The organism is Nocardia huaxiensis (assembly GCF_013744875.1).
GTDB lineage: Bacteria > Actinomycetota > Actinomycetes > Mycobacteriales > Mycobacteriaceae > Nocardia > Nocardia huaxiensis.
Genome location: NZ_CP059399.1, coordinates 3,266,755 through 3,288,312 on the forward strand (window position 1 = coordinate 3,266,755; position 21,558 = coordinate 3,288,312).

12 protein-coding genes are annotated in these 21,558 nt (G+C 62.3%); 6 read left to right on the forward strand and 6 right to left on the reverse strand.

Translation table 11 applies throughout. From position 1 onward, the window contains the following. Positions 1-767: 767 nt before the first annotated feature. Entirely contained in the window at positions 768-1,283 is a 516-nt protein-coding gene (locus tag H0264_RS14595) for a hypothetical protein (RefSeq protein ID WP_220139980.1), read from the forward strand. A gap of 33 nt (positions 1,284-1,316) precedes the next feature. Here H0264_RS14595 and H0264_RS14600 read toward each other — a convergent pair whose 3' ends face one another. The 5 genes from H0264_RS14600 to H0264_RS14620 all read right to left on the reverse strand — a co-directional run bounded on the left by H0264_RS14600 (position 1,317) and on the right by H0264_RS14620 (position 7,992). Further along, the gene (locus H0264_RS14600) at positions 1,317-2,123 is read right to left on the reverse strand and encodes a hypothetical protein (RefSeq protein WP_181584462.1); all 807 of its coding nucleotides are present in this window, start codon (positions 2,121-2,123) and stop codon (positions 1,317-1,319) included. A gap of 885 nt (positions 2,124-3,008) precedes the next feature. After that, positions 3,009-4,799 carry an AIPR family protein gene (locus H0264_RS14605; RefSeq protein WP_181584463.1) on the reverse strand — a complete coding sequence of 597 codons (1,791 nt, stop codon included), beginning with the start codon at positions 4,797-4,799 and terminating at the stop codon, positions 3,009-3,011. Positions 4,800-4,940: 141 nt separating this feature from the next. Further along, positions 4,941-6,215, reverse strand: a complete 1,275-nt coding sequence (locus tag H0264_RS14610) for a restriction endonuclease (RefSeq protein ID WP_244976187.1) — start codon at positions 6,213-6,215, stop codon at positions 4,941-4,943. A gap of 128 nt (positions 6,216-6,343) precedes the next feature. After that, positions 6,344-7,147: a hypothetical protein gene (locus tag H0264_RS14615; RefSeq protein ID WP_181584464.1), complete on the reverse strand. Its 804-nt coding sequence runs from the start codon at positions 7,145-7,147 to the stop codon at positions 6,344-6,346. A 146-nt stretch (positions 7,148-7,293) separates the two neighbouring features. Further along, positions 7,294-7,992: an HNH endonuclease gene (locus H0264_RS14620; protein ID WP_181584465.1), complete on the reverse strand. Its 699-nt coding sequence runs from the start codon at positions 7,990-7,992 to the stop codon at positions 7,294-7,296. Positions 7,993-8,613: 621 nt separating this feature from the next. On the opposite strand from H0264_RS14620, the gene H0264_RS14625 reads away from it, so the two are divergent. From H0264_RS14625 to H0264_RS14640, 4 genes are all read left to right on the forward strand, one after another. Further along, positions 8,614-10,593, forward strand: coding sequence for a hypothetical protein (locus tag H0264_RS14625; protein ID WP_181584466.1), 1,980 nt, complete (start codon positions 8,614-8,616; stop codon positions 10,591-10,593). Then, positions 10,583-11,503: a hypothetical protein gene (locus H0264_RS14630; protein WP_181584467.1), complete on the forward strand. Its 921-nt coding sequence runs from the start codon at positions 10,583-10,585 to the stop codon at positions 11,501-11,503. Before H0264_RS14625 ends, H0264_RS14630 begins: the two co-directional genes overlap by 11 nt. 19 nt (positions 11,504-11,522) lie before the next feature. Further along, positions 11,523-17,006, forward strand: coding sequence for a DEAD/DEAH box helicase (locus H0264_RS14635; RefSeq protein ID WP_181584468.1), 5,484 nt, complete (start codon positions 11,523-11,525; stop codon positions 17,004-17,006). Between the two features lie 337 nt (positions 17,007-17,343). Continuing rightward, complete coding sequence (locus H0264_RS14640) at positions 17,344-17,487, forward strand: hypothetical protein (protein ID WP_181584469.1); 144 nt, start codon at positions 17,344-17,346, stop codon at positions 17,485-17,487. Positions 17,488-17,717: 230 nt separating this feature from the next. On the opposite strand, the gene H0264_RS14645 is transcribed toward H0264_RS14640, so the two are convergent. Next, positions 17,718-19,679 (reverse strand): UvrD-helicase domain-containing protein, encoded by a 1,962-nt coding sequence (locus H0264_RS14645; protein ID WP_244976188.1) that lies wholly within the window; start codon positions 19,677-19,679, stop codon positions 17,718-17,720. Between the two features lie 268 nt (positions 19,680-19,947). Here H0264_RS14645 and H0264_RS14650 point away from each other — a divergent pair, with 268 nt between their 5' ends. Continuing rightward, positions 19,948-21,555: a GIY-YIG nuclease family protein gene (locus H0264_RS14650; RefSeq protein ID WP_181584470.1), complete on the forward strand. Its 1,608-nt coding sequence runs from the start codon at positions 19,948-19,950 to the stop codon at positions 21,553-21,555. Positions 21,556-21,558: the final 3 nt, after the last annotated feature.

Genomic DNA, 21,558 nt, shown 5'->3' on the forward strand with positions numbered 1-21,558 from the left:
GCGATTCCATGCGTTCGACCACAGGAAACTGATCTATCCAACGGTGCAGGACTGCCGTGTCAAGGAGCCGACGTGCGGTGCCTAAACACCCGGGGTGCGGGTCTGCAGTCACCACGACATCGTCGGTCTGCGACTCGTTCGCGGTGAAGAACCAATGCACCACCTCGGAGACCACGAGCGATAGGACTGCCCCTGGACCATCGAACTGTAGGACATCCCCGGTCTGGGGTAGCGCCAAGCCGTTCACGATGAACCGGAAGCTGTCACCGCGCTGCTCGCCGTCCTCAGTCGGCACTGGAACGTAGACCGAGTATTCAACGCTGCCCGAGACCGCGCGGCCAGGTATGGCCGGCGCAGACCCGCCACCGACGGCTGTCGGCTGACCAGGTGGCGTTGCATGTGAGGGGGAATCTGATGTCATCTTCCAACGGTATCCCTCGGTGCGATGTCGAATTACGAAGCGCAACAGACGGTTTGGTGTGTTCTCTAACCGGATCGGTCTTACTGCTTAAGAGGGAAGAGCGTAGAATAATGGACTAGGTTCTCAAGGCGATGAACCGTTTACCTCCTATGCGGGAAGGGAGGTTCGTATGGCTATCGGCGGTCCGTTGGCAACGGCGATCGACACCGTTTGGGAGGGGATTCGGCTGCGGCATCCGGAGGTCCCGGATGTGGTGGTCACAGTTGCGTCTGGTTCGACGGGACACGGACGTGCCGTTCGGCGCGGTCACTTCGGTCCGGACAGGTGGCAACGTGCGGGGGTGTGGATGCCCGAGCTCTTCGTCGGCGCGGAGGGATTGGCGTCCGGCGCACAAGAGGTGCTCTGCACGTTGCTGCACGAGGCGGCACACGGACTTGCGAGAGCTAGGGGCGTGGCCGAATCCAGCGACAACGGCCGTTACCACAATAAGAAATTCAAGGCACTGGCCGAGGAAATGGGGCTGGCAGTCGCTCGGCATCAACGACTGGGGTGGTCATTGACGACTGTTCGCGACGCTACCGCCCACCAGTATCGCGGTGAGATCAATCTGCTGAATCATGCGATCGTCGCCCATCGCCGACCCGAACATGGTGTAGCCGATACGGATTCCGCGCCGACCGATCCTGATGGCGAAGGTGATACCGAATTCGAAGACGGACAGCGAGATACCCGTACCCGTGACCGGAATGGGCGCCCGCTGATGTGTCATTGTCAGCCACCGCGACGGATCCGCGCGCACAAGAAGATCATCGACGCGGGACCCATCCTGTGCGGAATATGCAGGGACCAATTTACCTCGTAGGAGGTAACTCTCCGGCGGAACTGTGGACTCGGTTTAGAGCAGCCACCAGAGCAGGGCGACGATCGCGATGATCACGACCGCGATTACAACCAGCGCCAGACATCCGTCGAAGTCGTCGGGCGGGTCCGATGGCCGTGAGACTGACTGGGGCCGTAGTGCATTCGGCGCAGGTGGTGAGGTGCTCGGACTCGGTGTCGGGCGAACGGTTTCGGTCTTCGCCGGCGTGGGCAGCAGCACGGCGGTGGCTCGGATGGCCGATCGGACGTGATCGAGTTCGTTCAGGCGTACCCACCCGGATCGTGGCCGTCCGCGATTGTCGAGGGGCATGCCTTCTTCCCCTGGGGGGATCCAGCGCCGCTGGCCGCTGAGTACTTCGTCGAGGAATTTGCGGAGCGACAGGCCGCTACGCGTCAATTGTGGTGGGCTGACGGCGGCGTCGAGCTTGAATATGGTGGCGAGGATGCGCATGTCGGCATAGCGATCGAGCGCGCCGGATAGGTCGTCCCAGGGAGCGAATTCGGGAGTGTCGCGCCGCCACTCGGCGTGCCGATCGTAGATCTTGAAGCGTGCCGACGGTAATTGCGTGAGGGCTTCACGCACGCTGGCGTTCCGCCAGGCCACATCATGGGAGACGAACCAGATAGTGTCGGCGCCCTTGTCCCGCCGGCTTTCGGTGCGGTCGCGAAACGCTGTGGGGCGCAACTGAACTTCCAGCGCAGTGGCAGGATCGGTGACGAAGATGTCCGCGCGGGTGTGCGGATCCTCGGGAATTGCGACGTACCCGAGCTCGCGGCAGGTGGTCAAAATCAGGTCCTGGACCCACCGGTGTCGGGCCGTCATCGGTCCGCCCCCATCTGATCCGCCTACCCAGTGTTCGCAACCTCCGCGGTGATTTGGTCCCAGCCATAGGTGTCGGTCGACCTTGCTCGTCGACTTGCGCGGGCGCGGGAACAGTCGGACGGAGCAGCCGGGCTCGGGACATTTCAGGGCGTCGCTGTTGTCCAGCATCACCTGCCAGTCGGCGTTGCTGAGGACCCACAGCACACGATCGGGATGGTTCTGTATGACTGCGTGCCGCTTCGTGATACGTGACGTCGTATGCGTATGTTGCTGACTCACAACAAAATTCGTATCACCAGGCACCGACACATCCAGCCGGGCAGAGTATTCCCGCATAAGCGGGGAGGACACTTCACCTCTTACGCGGGTATCTCCGCCACCGGTGCGTGATCACTTTGTCGCCGATTACCGCGTAAGCAGAAATCCTCGGCAGCTCGCCGGCAAGTAGCCGCACATCCTGATTGCCTCGTAAGACGGAACCTCATCCGCGGCGCCGGTCCTCGCATCATCACGTCGGTCACACCGATCTCGGCATCGCTGAGACCACCGCATGCAACCCATCCGATGCCGGTCGCTCCTCCCTGCCGGTCCTCGCCCGTCCAGTTCTTCGGTCCAGTCTTCTTTCCGTCCAGTCTCTTTCGTCTCGTCTCTCGGCTTCCCCGCCCCTGTTTGCCCCTCCGGCCAGTACTTCACATCTCAACTGTCTGGCTGGTGGGGCAGGGACACTAAACGCTCCCGCAGGGGGTGTTTAGTGTCCCTGCCCCACCAGCCAGACACCACACCGAAAACTGCGGGTCGGAGGGGCAAACAGGGGCGGACGTCAGGGGGCGGACAGTAAACTCCCCTCCGCGGTCCGGCCTCAAGACTTGCTGCTGCTGCGAATTCTCAACGTCTAGTCTTCGTGGCGGCGTTCTTGGCCATTTCCAGCATCGCCTCCTGGCTACGCCGACTGCGCACATCGTCCTTCCGCAGGCTTCGTCCCTCGGACAGAGGAGCCTTGAAAGCACTGATGGCCAGTTCTGCCGCAATGACGATGGCTGCTTCGATTTGGTCCGACAGAACCTTGTCTGAAACGCGAAGTTTGAGATTTCTGGCTTTCTGGAGGAACTTACTTGTTCCCTCGGTGACACCATTTTCGAAGATCTGCACAAGTCCGGGGTTCACCAGGACCGAGACCGTCATAGCGATGTGATATTTTGCAGCCTTCAGAGTGGCGGATTCAGGTGTGCGTGCGAAATACCTGTCGATTCTATAGATAATCCATGCTGCGTAAAAGTACATCTCAACCGGGTAAGCACCCCACACGAACGAATCTTCAGCCTCAAGATCCTTCGGAGATCCGATCGCACGCCAAGACTCGCCAAATAGGGTTGCCGCAACGGCCCGATTGAGCTCCAGCGTCGTTACGACACGGGTGCGCGGGAATTCGAGTGCCGATCCGCGGTTCTGCCGTTCATAGCGGAGGCCGTCTATCCCCGATTGCGAAAAGTATTCTTCGACATCTTTTGCAATCTGTGAGCTGGCCTGGATGTCGGTCAAGCCGATCGCGGTTTGGAGATTTGTTGCAATTGCGACGCTGGTCCGCACGCCGGAATCATTGGAGCTGACGATCTTCACCGGAATCCAGAGTTCGGCCAGTAGTTCGGGCTTGTTCTTCACCTCGTCGGATTCGGACCATCGGATCAACTGATGGCTGGTCTGACCGCCGTTGACGATCTGGTAGCCGGAAATGAAGAACCGGTCTCCGAGGCCGCGGAGCTCGGTGGCGATGAGTGTCAGGCCGTTGTTCAGGAATGGGAAGTGCTCACGCTCCACGGATTGAAGCGTGCTCATTATCCTGCTGTTCACTGGGTTTTGCGGGCCGAGGTCCAGGCGCACGTTGTCGTCGAAGATTCCGGGCCGGATGTCGCCTGTCTCGTCCTTGAGGAGTTTCATCAGCTCGGTTGCCGAGATCAGCCCGATGTAGGCCTCGCTCACCCTCTCGGTAGCGGGGATCGTCTGGCGCTTCTCGAAGTTGAACTGGATTTTTTGGGGTCCGAACCGTTCCTTCTGCTTGGCGGCGAGTGCTTCGTGCCCGTGCGTTCGGAGCTTCAGATCTTCCGAGTAGGCGCCGATCTTGCGAATCCGGTCGAGAGCTTCGGTGATCTGCAGCTCTGCTTGTGCGCTCTCTCCCGTGTGGGAGCTGGTAGTCACGTAGTAGATTTCGCAAGGAATCCGGCTGTCTTGGAACTTGTCTCCGCTCTCGGCGATCCTCTCGATCAGGCTGGCCAGATCGACGAGCCGCGGAGGAAGTTTGATACTTACCGAGTTCATCGCATACTTGGTGACGGACTCGACACCATGGAGAAATTTGGCGATCAGCTTCGAGTCATAAGATTCGCTCGTCTTGGCTTGAATGAAGATCACTTTGGCAGAGTTCGTCGTCTGATCGGAGATCGCTTCGTCGATCTCACCGGGTTCGAACACGACCCGGCCGTTCACGATCACAGCACCGATGTCGATCCCCTCATCGCTGCCGCCACCGATAATCGACCGCTCGATCGCGTCCACGTCATCGCGAACATACTGGAAGAGATAGCTGGCAGCGACATAACGCTCGAACAGATCCGCTTCGGTGCCCTCGAAACCGAAGTCTCGAGCAAACTTCGTTACGCGCTTGCTGGTCAGGGTGTGCACCCATCCTCCTGTTGACAGCCACATGGCAATGCCGAGTGTCACGAACTAGTCGGGAAGCGCAGACCCCCCGGCGGAACTCTACCGACCCGAGCTGGTCCGGCGGCGGCGCTGGGCCCGGGCGGGAGCAAAGTCTACGAAAAGCTAAGGCACAGGGGGAAACTGGTTACGCAGCCAGCCCTTTACGGCACCGAGGTCTCCATATCCGTTGGACTTGAGAGTGCTGACGATGTCGCGGCCGCTAATCAGGGCAATAGGGTGGCCGTCGGTTCGAACCTCTTCGTAGACCTGGGAGTTGAAGTACGAGAGGGTGACGAACACGCCGAAGTTCCTGTGGCGCAGCCGGGAGATGAGTCTGCTCATCTCCCGGACTCCAACTGAGTTCGTGGGGCCGTAGCACTTCGCCTCCAACGCGAAGTCAATCTTGATCGGGTCGCCGATCGGGCCGAGCTGATACTCGCCGACAGCGTCGCGGCCGCCGTCACGACTGGGACGAGTGAGGTCACAGACTCCGGTTGCCGGAGCGATCATCCGCCAGATCTCTACCGCGCACTTCTCGAAGTCGTGCGGCCGGCCGTCGAAATGCGCATGGATCGCGGCCAGGATCGCCTGGCCCGCTTTGTCGGCCGGGAACTGCTCGGCTTTGCTCCGGATGACTGTCGTCGGCGCTGCGGTGAGGGTGTCGTAGCTGCAGCTCTTGACCCAGGCCTTCCAGCTCTCGGGGCAGTGAACACTCTTGACCGGTGGAACGCCGTTGGCGAGGTCATCGATCCACGCGCGCTCTACCTTCCCGGTGTTGAGCACGGTGAACTTCGCCCGGTAGTTCTGAAAGCGCTGCCCACTCTTGCTGCGCCAGATTGCGACAAGGTCATCGTCAGTGCTCAGCACCTCGGCGCCAGGGGCGAGCAGTCCCCGGAATTGCGCAGAGCGGCCCGGGGCCGCCTTCTCGAACAGAAGGAACGGCGGTACCTTCGCGCGCTCGGCCTCGGTCGCGTGCGTCGCCTCGAAAGCGTTGCGCAGCAGAAGGTTACCGGAGCGCGGGGTGTCGTGGAGGTCCGGCTGTCCGGGCTTACGGTTGTCGCCGTAGTAGGTGAAGATCCCGGTTTGAGGATCGAGCACGTCGGGCCAATCGCTCTCGTTCCCGCTGGTGAACAGAACCACCATGCGGACCTCGTTGCGGGCCGGAGACCCGTTGTACCGGAACCCGCCCAGATTGCCCACCGGTGCAAGCCTTGCCAGCGCGTCGTCTCCCGTATGGCCTTGTGTACCTCCCAAATACACCGTCTCCAGTGTGAGGTCGGAAGTCGTCAGGTCTTCGAAGGCCACCGTGTGCGACATGGCGAACACCGTAACGGTACAGGCCGACAGCTGCCCGGTTTTGCGGAAGGCAGGAACTGAGCCGAGCATGGCGGCAGGCACCGGCCGCCGACCCTGCTGGATGCCGGAATGCCCTGCTGCTGACCGAATTTCGGTATTGGCAGGCGGATCGGCTCGCGGTGTGGGTTGGGTCGACCGCTGCCGCGCGATCCGGCTGATGGGATGCGTACCTAGGCCGCGTGCGAGCGGTGTAGTGCTGTCTGGATCCTAGCTGCGGCATGCTCGATGGTTTCGGGAGCGGGGACATGTAGCTCACCGAACGAGTGTTGTGCCGGCATGGTGAGTTCGACGACGTCGAACTGTGGCTGGTCTGCAAAGTACGTGCGGGTTTTGAATTTCCGTCCGGCGGTAACCGTCTTGAACGTGGGGTTGGGGATGTACAGCTCGACGATGACGTTGTTGCACCACGTGTCGGCGCGGAAAAGAGCGTCTGCTAGCGGGTGGCACAACATAGCGAGTCCGTGCTCCCGGAATCGTGCAATCACATATAGCTCGCGCAGGAACGAATAGTAGAAGATGCCGATACGCCACTGCATCGCGGCGTGCGCAACGGCGGCGTCTGCGCCATTTCTCACGACGGTACGGATCTGCTCCTGGGCGGGTTCCCATAGCCTGTCCCGCACCTTGGGCGCCTGCGCCCAATCGCGGAACTCGTTCCAGGTGAAGACCTTTCCGTGCTCTTCGAGCATCTGGTGAAACAGGTGGGTGAAGGCATAGGCGGGGTACCAGTTCTTGATACCGGGAATTCGGTAAGCCTGCTCGGGCCGAATCTCGCCCAAGGGATGGGCCGTGCGCAGGGTCGCGATGTCATCCGCAGCAATGATGTATGGGGTTCGTGTCACGTGCGCGAGGACGGTCTCAGCTACGTGTTCCCTGCTAGGGCGGGCGATCCATCTGTCTAGCTCGCTCTGAGTCTTTGTGCCCAAGGCGGTGAAATGGTTGATGACTTCGGCGGCGGTTGTGCTTGTCGCCATGGGTTATCACTGCTTCCTGCGGTGAAACTTACTGATGGAGAGGCGATTCCACGCTACAGCGGGGGTCTGACAAGAGTCTCGGGTGCGCCCGGAAGGCCGCTTGTGGCGGTCGGCAGCCCTCCGCGAACCCATCGAGATTTACTTGGTCATTCGCCGGATAGCACTTCCTTGACCAGTGCATCTTTGACGTGCTGGCGCTGGTCGTAGGGAAGGCGCCACCAGTTGCCGAAGGCGCGCTCGGCGTCGCTGATTTCGCGTTTGCCCGACAGCATCCACCCGACGACCTGCTTCTTGGTCTTGTGACCGCCCTTCAGGTTGCGGATGGCGGTCAGAACCTCGGCGGGATCGGGCGGGCTCTGGATGTTGTTGCGGGACTGCTCGTTACACCGCTGGCACTCGATCTGGAGGTTCTCGTCGTTGTCCGAACCTCCGCGGTCCTTTGGGACGATATGCCCGATGGTCAGCACGGCCTTGTGCCCGTGTGCGTCGGGGAACTCCTGACCGCCGGCGACGCCGCAGATCCTGCATGCCCCGCCGTCACGTTCGAAGATGCGGCGACGCTTGGCTCCGGCGATCGACCGGCGCTGGTTCGCCGGTCGCTTTTCCCCTTGGTCGATCCGGACACCGATCTCCCGGACCAGATACTCCTCCGGCGCAAGGCTCGCGTTGGTTTTGTAGTTGTCGATCCGCCAGCCCATCTCCCGCAGATCACGCATTCGCCGATCGGTCTGGATCACGTCCGGCACCGACGCATTCAGCTGCTTCATCGTGAACCTATTGCCGACACCCACGTTGGCGATAAAACTCGCCACCCGAATGATCGACGACGGCTGCCGCTCCGCCATTCCTGCACCATCCCTCCCGCCCGCAGGCGATCAACCGTGTTACCGGCAGCTACCGGCAAGGTAGTTGTACCACATGCGGCGATTGTCTGGCAATGTTAGGCGTATGTTCGGCGCCGTTCGGCAACATAGGTGGCTCTCGTTGGGAGACGTGGGTGGCGGTAGTGCAACCGCCGCCGCGCAGAACGGCGGAAGTTCGGACACGCGCAAGCCGACGCATTAGTTCAGCAGCGGTGCCGACGCATTCCATGCCGGACCGGAAGTCGCTGCACCCCAATCGGATCCAGTGCCGAGCGGTTCTATCGGTGAGCTTCGATGCGATGTCTCAAGCGACCAGTTCGGCCCTCTGTAACGCCCTGGGGCAGCAGGCCGAAAGATCTTGATACTGATGGAGATTCGTGGGAACCATCGGAGGCGGTGGGTGGCTCGAATCGGCAATCGGGGGAAGGGGATTCGCTGGTGCGCAGGCTGTTTCCTGTGGGTGCCGGAAAAGTGTCGGCTACCACAACTACTGTCACCCACGTGCCAAGATCCGCTGATCTGTGCTTGCCACCCGCGTACCTCCGCTGGCAAGAGCGGCTTGTCCGAGAGTTCTTCGAGGGACGGGATGGCCAGCCTGTCGTGATGTTCGTCGACTTCGATGAGCTCCAGCGGTTAGGAGATCCGGGCGAGGACTCGCTGCGCTCGCTGGCAGATGCCGTCAGGTGCGTAGTCGACATCAACCGCGGTGCGTCGATGTTCTCCCAGGTACTAGCCGCCCATGCAGCCTGGGGGGCGGGGGCGCGTGACCAGCCGCCACCAACGCTACCGGTTCTTGTGCTCAGTGTGCTCGCCGCCTCGGAGATGCGAAGCGATGCTGCTGGGGCACGTCACAGCTATTACATTCGACTGGCCCAGGCACTACTGCCGGACGGTTCCGAGGCAGAGCTTGAGACGGTCCGGATGTATCTGCGTGACCGTGGCGCCTTCACCCAGGTAGCCGAGATGTGGAAGCAGATCCACTCCTGGATTGGCGAGCAGGGAGAATCGTTCGGGACCTCGACGATTCCGGAGAATCCGGAGCCGAGTCGCATCGGATACCCGCTGTCGCAGGCGTTGATCAGGCGCAGCGACCGGGCGGTGCTGACGCGGTTCTTTGACCGCATGGACCTGACGTCGGGCGTTGTCCACTCTCCCGACGCGCTGCTTGACCTGCTGAAGGTCTGGACTCACGGTCGCTCGCGAGGCTTCAGCGACCGCTTCCTGGAGGTCCTCGACGACCCGGACATCGTGGACTACCTGCGCCCGCTCATTTACAAGCTTGCTATCTCCTGGGATGGCAAGGTCATCACAGCCGAGGGACTCCGGCGACTGGAGATTCGCCTCACCCTTGACCTCGACCGGCACAGAGCTTGGTGGGTGATCCCTGCTGTGGCTCAGGTGCCGGGGGACACCCTGGCGGGGAAGACCGGCGGTGCGGCATTCAGCGTCAGCATTACGCCTGACCCGTACAGCTCGATGTTTGAAGCAAAAGGGTTGCCACCAGTAACTCCAAAGACCATTACCAATGGCCTGGCGGCGCGTGGCAGCCGTTGCATGGCAGAGTTCCCGCCGTCACAGTTCTTGGTGCTGGCAGATAACGCTGACGCCGGAGGCTGGACTTCTGTCGATGCCATCCAGGCGTATGAGGAACACGTTTTCCTCACCGTGTGGGACATCCAGACGACGGTCGAGCGCGCCTTGAAGGAAGCAGCGGACTCCGGTTGGAAGCGCATGAGTGACCAGATCGCCTCCGAGATACTCCACGGCTACTCCATCTACTACGGGGTCACCTTCTCCGATCATGAAGCGTTGGAGTCGGCGATGCGGCTGCTACCCGCCTCGCTCGCCGCCAAACTCCGCCCTGGCGCCACGGCACGCCCGCGCCTCATCAATGGGTTGCCCCTCCATCGCAAGTTCAGCCGGAACACCTACCTGGCCGGCGGCGAGCCTGACCTGGAATTGCCCGTCGGTGCGGATCCACGCGATGTTGAAGTGGTGCTCGACCAAGACCGGACCCAGCGCTTTCGCGCGTCCGTGTTCCCTATCCCGTTGTGCCGGTCCGGTCCCTACGGGGAAGGCAGCCACTCCGTCAGCGCTGATGGGGAGACGCTCACGTTTGTGGTGCGCCGAAGCGCCGGAAACGCTTACGAACCTCCGGGGGTTGGCAGGCTGTCCTGGAGGAACGGTGATCTGGTGTCATCCGATGAGCGGGGTGCCGTCTGCGGCGCCTGGACAGCCGAGCCCGATGAGCCGGAAATCGTTCTGGTCAGGCGTGGCGCGGTGGAGAACTGGGTGATTGACCGCACCGGACAAGTGGCTGCGCTTGAGGAACCGGCGATGCCCAACTTCGCACCGGGAGTCCCCTTCATGTACTTCGAGGTCCGCCGAGACCGCGGTGCGTGGGTGCTGCAGAAGCGTTCCACCGGATGGCAGGTGATACGCCTGCGGCCAGCGGAACCGGCCTTCCGGGGACTGGGTGCCGACGACCACCGCATCTGGGGCGAAGCTGTCGCCTCGCTCCGATCCACCGACCGGTTATGGGCGTTCTACGTCAGTGCCTGGGAGCGTGTCAATGGACGCTGACCTGTTGCTCACATGGATGAGTGAGATGGGCTCCGGCGACATCCGTGATCTTCGCCAACGTGTCGCGTGGATGGCCCGCACTGCCGACCGCAGCCCGAAGCCATACGAGACAGCCCAATGGCTGCGGGACGTGTCCGCTCTCGGCCATGCCGAGATCGATTGGCAGGGCGGCACGTGGGCGGTCGCACCCGCCGTTGCGGCTCTGCTCCCAGCCACCGGCGGCACAGCGGTGCTTGCCGGAAGTAGACGGATCGGCCTCGTCGAGCGGCTCGAAGAACTGGCAGCTGTAAATATCGAACACCCTGCGAGAAGTAATGACGGACCATTGCCCGTTCCAGCGTCAGTCTTCGTGCAGGCGGACAGCGTCGAGGAATTATGCGTCCTGCTGGCGGAAGCCGGCGTGGAGTACGTCGGATACGCGGCCCGAACCATTGCGAGGGGTCTTCGCCCGATCGCTCGCGGGCGCCCTGCTGGGCCTCCCGCAGAAGGTGACAAGGTCAAGCATTTTTCTTCGAACAGAGACGAGATTCGGGTCCGCCCGGGCCTGTTCATGAGTGACGGACTGTACGAGCTGCAGGTCCATGGACGGCCGAGCTACCGCTACCGCGCGAACGGCAGCTGGTATCACACCGATTACGCCACCGGCACCTTGCTCGACTGCGCCGACCGCGGCATCAATGTCTTCCGCTGGAGACCGGAGCGCGTGGCGGAGAGCGAAGAGATCGGCACGGCGTTCATCGATCGGAGCGCCACGCTGCCGCCGCTGCAGGCCCGCGTGTTGGTGCTCTGCAGCGGTCTGGCCACACAGTACGGCGACCGTGCGCGTACTGCGATCTATCGAAACGTCCCCAAAGACATCGCGCTGCTGGTGGCAGAGTCCGTCCACCAACCGGTATCCATTCTCAGCTGAGAACACCCTGGAGGAATTGATGGCTTCCCTCGAAGACGAGGCACGCCGCGGTCTTGACGTCATAGGCACCTTCGACCGGCTGAGGGAGGCATACTTCCGGTACTACGACACGCCCTTCGGTTTGAACGACGAGCGGCTTCAGCGAGAGCGGCGCGAGCTTTTCGACCGTGACAACGGCGCGTTCCGCATGCCGCTCATCGAACTGCGGCCCGAGTACGTTAGTGCAGAACGGACACTGGCCGAGTCTGCCGCGATCGCTGGCGCGCCGCCGGAACTCGCCGAGTTCGCCAGCTGTGGACTGATCCCGCCCGGGCGTTCGCTCTACCTCCACCAAGAACACGCTCTTACGGCCGGCTTGACGCCAGGACAGAACATGGTGGTAACAGCGGGGACGGGATCAGGAAAGACCGAGTCGTTCTTCCTCCCGGTTCTGGGGTCGCTCCTCACAGAGTCTGCGGGCTGGGGCGGGAAACCGGCATCGTTCGATCCATGGTGGCGCACCGATGGCTCGGATTTCGCCTCGCAGCGCGACGGTGAGACGGGCAGGCCCCAGGCTGTGCGGGCTTTGATTCTGTACCCGATGAACGCTCTCGTCGACGACCAACTGATGCGAATGCGCCGAGCGTTGGACAGCGACGCCGTCCGTGCCTGGCTCGACACGCACCGCCGCGGCCACCGCTTCTACTTCGGACGCTACACCGGGGCGACTCCCGTAACTGGCCAACGGACGACCAAGAACGCACTGAATCGACTGCGCGAGGTACTCCGTACATCCGAACAACGGGGCCTCCGCGCGGAGCAAGTCTCGGCGGAGACCGGTAATGACGACATCCGCTATTTCGTTCCACGACTCGACGGCGCGGAGATGCGTTCGAGGTGGGACATGGCCGATGCCCCACCAGACATCCTGGTCACGAACTACTCGATGCTCAACGTGATGTTGCTCCGTGACAGCGACAGCCACTTCTTCGACTCGACCAGAGCTTGGCTCGATGCCAGCCCTGACCACCGCTTCACCGTGGTCGTCGACGAACTCCACATGAACCGTGGAACCGCCGGCACCGAGATTGCCTATCTGCTACGCAATCTCACGCAGCGGCTAGGTCTGACCGAACGGCCCAGCCAACTGCGCATCCTCGCGGCTTCAGCCTCAATCGATGCCGAACGTGACCAGCAGTACCTCCAGGAGTTCTTCGGAGTCGATGCAGCCAGTTTTACGTTCGTGCAAGGCAGCCTTGCAATGCCCACCTCAGCGGTCACGGGAACAGCCGCGCACGTCTCGGCACTGCTCGCTGCCGAGGGAAACGCGGCAGGCGACCTCGCACGGAAAGAGGGTCTAACGGACACGCTGCGCCGGGCCTTCCTCAACGAGGACGAAGACGGTACCGAAAAGGCGGTAGCACGCTCGCTGAACGACCTTGCACACCGGGTCTTCCCCGGGGAGCAATCCAGCGATTCCGAGAACGCGCTCACCAGAGTTCTCTCCGCGTTGGCCTCCGCCCCGCAAGACACCGACCCCAAAGTGCGGGCTCACTACTTTTTCCGGAACGTGCCTGGAGTTTGGGCGTGTAGCGATCCCAGCTGCTCCGCGGTGCCGCAGGACGACGAGCCGCGGCCTGTCGGTCGGCTGTTTGCCGAGCCCATAACTCGTTGCAGCTGTGGTGCCCGCGTATTGGAATTGCTGTACTGCCAGAACTGCGGTGACGTGCTCCTCGGCGGCTTCACGCCCGAGGGACAGGCGCAGTCGACACGGGTCAACACGCTGCTATTGGCAGACGTGCCCGAGCTCGCCAAGCTGCCGGATCAGGTCAGATTGGAACGCACTGCCGACAACTACCTTGTGTACTGGCCGAACCCGGCCAAAGGTCTGGACGCTCTTGAGCACCACGAATGGACGCGTGACAGCAAACGCGTGCATTACCAATTCCGGCGGAGCGAATTGACACCGGCCACGGGCGGCATCCGCAATGTGGGAACCCCAGGTGGCCACACTGGCTGGACGTTTCACGCAATCGTGCGACCTGAGGCACGCAAGTTCCGCGATCCGGCAACGATCAGCCCTTTCCCGACCCAGTGCCCTTCGTGCGGCGACGATTGGGAGATCCAGTACGGAAAGGGAGGGCAGCGGCTCTCTCACACCGATCCCCTCGCCCAGCGCTCACCGATCCGCAGCATGCGGACCGGCTTCGAGAAGATCAATCAAGTTCTCACGACCGAGCTGGCCACCGATCTTGACGCCGACGACCGCAAACTCATCATGTTCACCGACAGCCGTCAGGATGCCGCCAAACTGTCGTTGGGCCTCGGACTGCGCCACTACCAGGATCTTCTGCGTCTGCTGCTCCAGAGCCAGATGGCGGCGCTGCGTGACACCTCCGCCGACGTGAACCTTGCCCGGGCACACTTTGTCGACGGTGAAAAGTCCCCTGAATCCTGGGCAGCGGTGGACCGGCTTAGGAAGCACGATGCCGTCGTATTCGACCAACTGCGCGACATCTGGGACGGGCGCCCCGGCACCCGCTCCACGGACGAGCCCGCTCTCAGCGCCCGGTTGGAGCAAGGTCCCAGCATCGCGGCGTCATCCGGAGCCATTGCCGCACACCTGCTCAGCATGGGTCTGAACCCGGGTGGCCCACATGCCAGTCTGGCGCACACCTCCAATGGACGGAAGTGGACCAGTCTCTACGACTGGGACGCCACCCCTCCCATGCTGCGCGCAAACCTGTCCGCGGAGCAGGAAGCGCTACGAGCCGACATCAACCACTCACTCCTTAGGGAAGCTCTCGACGGCCTCTTCTCGGGCGCCGGCCGTGACTTCGAATCGCTTGGGCTCGGCTGGCTCGCCCTCAGCGGCGACAACGACCCTATCGACATTTCGCCAACGTCCGCCCTGGCCTACACCCGCGCCAGCCTGCGCGTCCTGGCAGACCTCCGCCGATTCGACGGGCTCCGGTCGCCCCGCGACGAGCCGCCACGGCAGCTGCGCAACTTCTGGCGCGCCATCGAAAGCCACGGCGGCCCAAGTGAGGCCGAGCTGCGCAGCAACTTCCGGGACGGCTGCGGTACCACCGTCCGCGACTACTTGATTGATCCAGACCGTGTCGTCCTGCGTCGTGCAGGCGAGGGGGGCTGGGAATGCGGAACTTGCGGCCGTCTGCACCTGTCCCGTGCCTGCGGCTACTGCACACACTGCTGGCGCCCCCTGCCTGCCGACAGCGTCGCAATCAGGCCGGAGAACGACTACTACGGATGGAAAGCTGTCCGGAACGCCGGACGCTTTCGCTTCAACTGTGAGGAGCTCACCGGCCAGACAGACCGCATCGACGCGCAGGCGCGTCAGGCTCGATTCCAGGGCGTCTTCCTCTCAACGGAGCAGCACGCCGAGGTGCCACTAGCTGACGGCATCGACCTTTTGAGCGTGACCACGACGATGGAAGCTGGTGTAGATATCGGCGCGCTATCGGCGATCGTCCTTGGCAACATGCCACCCACACGATTCAACTATCAGCAGCGTGTCGGACGAGCCGGGCGTCGCGGCAATCCAATCGCCATTGCCCTCACCGTTTGCCGGGGCCGCAGCCACGACGAATACTACTTCGACCAGCCTGACCTCATCACAAACGCCCCGACACCCAAGCCCTACCTCGCGCTGCAGCGTCACGAGATCTTCAGCAGGTCTCTCCACTCCGAAGCTCTCCGCCTGGCCATGCCTGACGTGGAGAAGGCGGCCATCGCCGCGGGTGCAGAGTTCACCACGACCATCAACATCCATGGGGCCTTCGGCCTCGTGGCCGACTGGGCAGTCATAAGGCCATACCTCGAACAATGGCTGCTCGACAACCGTGACCTGATACACCGTACGGCTGCCGCGCTTGCCAATCAGACGCAGCTCTGCCCGGACGCGGCTAACCTCGCGGACAAATGCATCGCTGAGCTCCCCGGCCTGATCGACAAGGCAGCTGGCCCAGGTGCAATGGGGCACGACGAACTCAGCCAGCGGCTCGCGGAACATGGTGTTCTACCGATGTTCGGCTTCCCCAGCAGCGTGCGCTACCTCTACCTCAAGCGACCAGACCGGAGCTACCCCTGGCCACCTCCCGACGTCATCGATCGCGACTTCGCAATGGCGGTTGGCCAGTTCGCTCCGATGAACGAGATGGTGCGCGATAAGCGGGTTCACACCGCTGTCGGCGTGGCTGCATTCGAGCCGCGCGGGCGCCGCCCGCAGCACCCCCGGACGGATGCTCTTGGAATCGACCGACCCATCTACCTCTGCCGGTCCTGCTCCTTCCTTTCCGACGAGGACCTCGGCGACATCGACACCTGCCCACTGTGCGACCACGGCCCCGACGGGTTTTCCCGGATGCAACTTCGCGAACCCCTGGGATTCCGCGCCAAAGACCAAGGAGACTTCGACGGGAACTTCTCGTGGTCACCGCGTGCGATGGCTGCCCGCGCTTTCGCCGACCTGGGTCAACTCCACTCGGCCAGGCCAGGTTTCATATCCGCCTACAGCGGTCCTGGGCGCAAATTCGTGATCAACGACAATGGAGGCAAACTCTTCCGTTTCAAGGCCGCAGTGTCGGACCGGCTCGACTGGGGTGGCTACGTCGCCGTCGAAGCGGTCGAGAAGGGTCTGCTCCCATCTACGGTTGTGACCGGAGACCCGTTGGAAGTCGCGCTGGGTGCCGTGCAACACACAGATTTCCTCTTCATCGGGCCACAGACGGGCACGCTGACGAGCCAAGGATTGCGGCTCAACTTCTCAGCTGGTTTGCAGCCCACTGGCGTCACCGAGCTGACCGACGGACGCCGCGCTGCGTGGTACTCCCTGGCGTTTCTATTGCGCAAGGTCGCAGCAGCCCAGCTCGACATTGAGCCATTAGAACTTGTCGCAGGTATCTACGCGGGCCTGGATAGCAACAACGAGCCCGTGCCGTACGCGTTTATCGCCGACACGCTTGAGAACGGTGCGGGTTTCGCGACGCATCTTGGCGGCGAGGCCGAATTGTCAGCTCTTCTAGAAGCAGTCGAGCGAGACCTCGCTCACCTGGCCGAGGAGAACCACGCCACGTTATGCTCCGCCTCCTGCTACAAGTGCCTGCGCGACTACGGGAACATGTCCTACCACGCACTCTTGGACTGGCGCCTGGCACGAGATCTGCTCAATGTGCTCCGGAATGGCCAACTCGTTTTGGACGAACAGCGACTACAGTCCGCGCTGGCGACGTGGGTGCATGGGTACGGCGCCACGGTGCTAGCCAGCATCCCCGGCGCTGCCCGCTTCCAGCACCCGAGACTCGGCGATCATGTAGTGATCGTCCGTCACGCGTTGGAAGCATCGGAAAGTGATTTCATGACCGAGCGTTTGGCCGAAGCGCTCGTCCACGTCGAGCGTGAGGAAGTGGGCATCGGCGGCATCGTCTTCGTCGACGACATCACACTCGACCGTAATCCCGGGAGAGTCTTCGAGCTCTGCGCAGAGATAGGAGACAGCGTGTAGACCAGTGCAGCGTGCCCGGTGCCAGGGGTTGCAGCCGACTGTGCGATCAGAAAGTATCCACAAACACGTTCTACGTCTCGTAGTTGCGCGTTGTCGGCGATTGTGTTGTCAATCCGGCTTTCGTTGGAGCGCAATGGATTTGCATGATGATTGACAGCATCGGATTGTCTATGGCAGCGAGACAAACAAGTCCTCGGCAGGTTTCTGGTTCGAGTCCAGATGGGGGAGCGGAATAGAGCCCCTGACCAGGAATTATGGTCAGGGGCTCTATTCGTTCATCCCGCTTGCCGGACTATGCGCCAGAAACCCCAAGAATTCGCCGCTGAATGTTTGTCGAATGGTTCTGTCGAAGCTCGGCCAAGTCGAGCAAAGCGTCGCAATGATGATTGCGGGCAGTGGCGTGTTCGTCGGTTGCGCGAGCTGGGTTTGGCAGGTGCTGTCTCTGCGTGGGATCGGTACGGTCTGTCTGCTGCGGGTGTGATGAGCCGGAGGTTCCGGTACGGAAAGGCCGCGAGATGATCACTGTCCTATGGCATCTCGATCGTCAGGACGGGCAGCATTTGGAGGCTGGCCTTTCGACGAAGAGGTCTGTATCGTGCCCGAGCCGCTCGGGTTCCCGACCATCTTCGGCGGCGTCAATTCCCAGAACCACGAGCTACTTTGGGCTGGATCCCACTACGGCACGGGTTGCATCGGGCTGGGGGAGGCGCATCAGTCGGTCAGGTATGCGACCCACAGGAAGTCCCGAGGTCGGCTCATCGCGACCAGGGACTGACGGGCAAGCAACTCGGCGCGGTCACGAGCACCGCCGGTGAGTTCGCTGAGCGGAACGTCGGGCTTTTCGGTGATATGGAAAACAGCAGCGAAGTCCATGCCCTTCGACCGGTGGACGGTGCCGACTTTGATGGCATCGTGTTGAATGCCGTCGTATTTGTCCAGCGGCAGGGGCGACAGACCGGCCCGCTCCAGCACATGCTGATAGTGCAGTGCGTCTCGACGGCCTCCGACGATGACGGCAGCGTCGGAGGAGGAGTAGCCGGACTCGTTGATCGCGCGAACGAGTTCTTCGTCGATCTCGGATCGGCGTACCGACTTCACGACCACTTTGCCGCCGGGCAGGACGACCTCGCTGTCGCGCAGGACGAATCCTGGACCGCCATCGAGGTCATCTACGGTGTTGCTCGCTTCGACGCGCTGGGCGAACCGCAAGACGGCTTCTCGATTGCGGTAGTTCGTTTTCAGGACACGACCGCGGCCACCGGGAAGCGGAATTCCGGCATCGGACAGCTTCCACCCGCCGGCGTACACCTGCTGCTGCCCATCACCGACCAGTAATAGCTGAGCATCCGAGCTGCCACCAGAGATCTGGTGCACCAGCTTCAGTTCCATCAGCGTGAAATCTTGCACCTCGTCGACCACGACCAGGGCGTAGTCCTCGGTGTCGTCGAGCGGACGATCGCGCAACTCGTTGATCGCCTTGCGGATGACGTCGTTGAAGTCGTCGATTCCGCGCTCCTGCAACCGTGCCCGATACGGCTTGTAGAACAACCACCACACGTTCTCTCGTTGTTTCGGTCCGAGAGAGACGCCTTCTCGGCCGGAGCGAGTGACCTCCTTGTAGGCGTCGAGGGTCTCCAGGCCGCGCCCCTTGATGACGCGATCGACCTCGTCCTTCCAGTACTGATAGTCGGTGTCGCGGATGTCGCCGAGTACGTGCCGGGCTCTGGTCCATGCGCGGGCGAACGCGTCCTCGTACGCGTCCTCGTCGCCCAGGGAGTAGGAGACGCCGCGGCGCGTGAGGAATCGTGTCGTCCACTTGTGCAGGCCGATGAACTCGGTACGGTCGAGTGCCTGCGGAGCCAGCCGGGTGAACGCCGATTCATGGTATGCGGGAAGGGTTCTCACGAAGCTGGTGAACAGCAACCGCCCGGGATAGGTCTTGGCGAAGCGCGCCATGCGGTGCAGCGCCACTACCGTCTTGCCGGTGCCCGCGGGACCGCTGAGGCGGGCCGGGCCGGTGAAATTGATGTTCACCAGGCTGATCTGATCGGGGTCCAGGAATGTCATCCACTCCTGGAACGGCCGGCCGAGTACCTTGCCTCGCTCGTCTTCACGCAGCTCGCTCGCCCCGAAAAGTCCTTCCGACACAACGGTTTCCGCGGTCGGGGCGTCGTCTGCGCTGATCCACTCGAACCGGTTGCCTCGGTTCGTGACCGTCGCGGTGATCTCGCGGATCCACCGGGTCGGCACGATGTTCTCGCGACCGAGCAGCATTCGACGCATCGTGGCCTCGTCGACGGACACGAAGGGATCGTGCGCGGCGGTATCCGCTGCGTGCGGCATGAGGAGCACAACTTCGAGCATGTGCGGCACGTACTGGCTGCGCCCGAACACCAACCCGGCGAATACCTCTTCCGCATGCTTGCGAATCCCCCTCAGCCACTGCCGATCCGGCACGCTGTCGGTGAACACCAGGGCGTACACGCCGGTCGGTCCGACCGCGAATGCGGCTGCACGATCTCGGCGGGACGGTCCGCGATCGATCAATACGTGCCAGCGGCTCTCCATCAGCGGAATCGACAGAAACCGGCGTTGCTCAGCGGTCAAAGACGGAATGTCGACCAGCTTCCGCTCAACCCAGGTCCGGCGTCGTTCGCGGTTGATATCGGGCATCAGTTCCCCCTGGATCCTCGAACCCAACTACCGATCAAGATAGCGAACGAGAACCTTGCAATGGGTTGAATTGCACTCTGCTGGTAGGGATTTCAACCAGCTCGTGGTCGGTTCTCGGTCGAATGAGCCGAGCTGTGCGGCAAGGTTGTGGCTGGATGGACTGTTTGATCGGTAGGGTCCCCGGGCGAAGCAGGCGACTTACTCTCGGGATGGTGAAATCTGTTGGGCCGCAATGACAGTGTCGGTGAAGGTTCGTATGCTCGCCCTCATGACTCATGCGTCCGGGGCGGTGGCCGACAACTGGGCTGATTCCCAAAACTTTCTTCCCTCAGTGGATTTCGTCGACGTACGCACGGTGGCCTTGCCGTCGGGGCAGCCGGTGCTCAGCGGCTGGTACCTACTGCGGTTCCAGGACGGCACCTTCTACCTGGGTGAATCGGTAAATCTGCGAGGGCGAATGGCTGGACACCGGGCGAAATGGGGTGAGGAGATCGCTAGCGTGCGGATCTGTCCGCGGGTGGCTTCCAAGCAGGAGCTGAAGCGGCGCGAGCGGATCCTCACACACGAACTCGAGGCGCTGGGTGTGCGGCTGCGGAATGTGGTCAACGCCAGCGTTACCACTGGTCGTAATGCTCTCGACGAACTGCTGCCGGTGGCCGAGCAGGAACGGTGGCTGGGCGACCCGAGAGCCTACAACGCTGCCGATGTGACTCCGCTGAAGGCGATGGCGGCGCAGGAGATTCGGTACTCGACTCCTGCCCGGAAGTACCACGAGAAGCCGGATGCAGTGGGGGTGACTGCGTTGCTGTGGACGTTTCTGGACTCGTCGGTACCCGTGCCTCGGGCGACCGAGTTCCAATACTGGTCGGTCAGCACGGGAACCTACGGAGGCAAGCGCCGATTCTGCGTGAGTGTTGGAGCCATGGAGGTGTTCGTCGTAAACGACGACCTGACAGGTTTCCTCAATGTCCGTCGCAGCGCGCTGGTTCCTACTCTCGAGGCCGAGAGGGAATTCGGGCGCCGTCACCCTCGGGTGCGGCTGCGGCATCGTGCCTATGACGATGCCGGCAGTGATGTCATCTCGATACAGTGTCCGACTCGCGACAGTCTCCAGCGGATCGTCGACGATCCCGCGGTTACCGCCGCGGCTGCGCGGCTGATCCTTGACGTGATGCGCAAGCACTGCTGCTCCTATACCCGTAACCACTGCCCGCAAGTGGTTCAGTCGGTGTATCCCGAATATCCACGACAAACGCTGCCTCACACCGAGACTCCCGTAGATGCTGCGGTCGTAGAGTCGAGGTCGTCCACGCCGCTGTTCCCGGACACAGTAGACAGTGGTGACCACCCGTCGGCAGACGATTTGCCCGTGGTGTCCGAAGCCGACGATCTCGGCGACGTCGTCTGCTATTGGCTGGTGACGCCCGGTTCGAAAAAGTCAGGCCGAAATCAGCTGCGGGACTTCCTGGCCCGGGGCGAGTGGCGGATGGACCCTCACCTTCGCTTCGAAGCCAAGGTGGCCGATATGCTGCCGGGCGAACGTATCGCGGTGCGGACTCGACGCAACACCGGCGACGAGGATGTTCCCTTCGACCGGCGCGGAAATTTGGTGTCGGTCATGGACTTTCACCTGACCGGCACGATCACCGCCAATCCGGGGGACGGCTGCTCGGTCAAGGTGGACTGGGATCGGCCTCCGCGGCGGCCATGGTCATATTTCCTGTACACCAACCAGGATGTCGTGTGGACGCTCGCCCGCGGGTTGCACCCCATCTCCGACGACGTGATCGGCTTCGTGTTCGACGGCAAACCTCAGCAGAACATCGACGTTCTCCGCAACCACCCGTTCTGGGCCGACCGTTTCGGCGACCGGTGACGT

What these genes read in the sequence shown, in the direction of transcription:
- H0264_RS14595 (WP_220139980.1), top strand. Translation starts at nt 768, where the DNA reads ATGCCCGAGCTCTTCGTCGGCGCGGAGGGATTGGCGTCCGGCGCACAA.
- H0264_RS14600 (WP_181584462.1), bottom strand. Translation starts at nt 2,123, where the DNA reads ATGACGGCCCGACACCGGTGGGTCCAGGACCTGATTTTGACCACCTGC.
- H0264_RS14615 (WP_181584464.1), bottom strand. Translation starts at nt 7,147, where the DNA reads ATGGCGACAAGCACAACCGCCGCCGAAGTCATCAACCATTTCACCGCC.
- H0264_RS14620 (WP_181584465.1), bottom strand. Translation starts at nt 7,992, where the DNA reads ATGGCGGAGCGGCAGCCGTCGTCGATCATTCGGGTGGCGAGTTTTATC.
- H0264_RS14625 (WP_181584466.1), top strand. Translation starts at nt 8,614, where the DNA reads ATGTTCGTCGACTTCGATGAGCTCCAGCGGTTAGGAGATCCGGGCGAG.
- H0264_RS14630 (WP_181584467.1), top strand. Translation starts at nt 10,583, where the DNA reads ATGGACGCTGACCTGTTGCTCACATGGATGAGTGAGATGGGCTCCGGC.
- H0264_RS14635 (WP_181584468.1), top strand. Translation starts at nt 11,523, where the DNA reads ATGGCTTCCCTCGAAGACGAGGCACGCCGCGGTCTTGACGTCATAGGC.
- H0264_RS14640 (WP_181584469.1), top strand. Translation starts at nt 17,344, where the DNA reads ATGGTTCTGTCGAAGCTCGGCCAAGTCGAGCAAAGCGTCGCAATGATG.
- H0264_RS14645 (WP_244976188.1), bottom strand. Translation starts at nt 19,679, where the DNA reads ATGCCCGATATCAACCGCGAACGACGCCGGACCTGGGTTGAGCGGAAG.
- H0264_RS14650 (WP_181584470.1), top strand. Translation starts at nt 19,948, where the DNA reads ATGACTCATGCGTCCGGGGCGGTGGCCGACAACTGGGCTGATTCCCAA.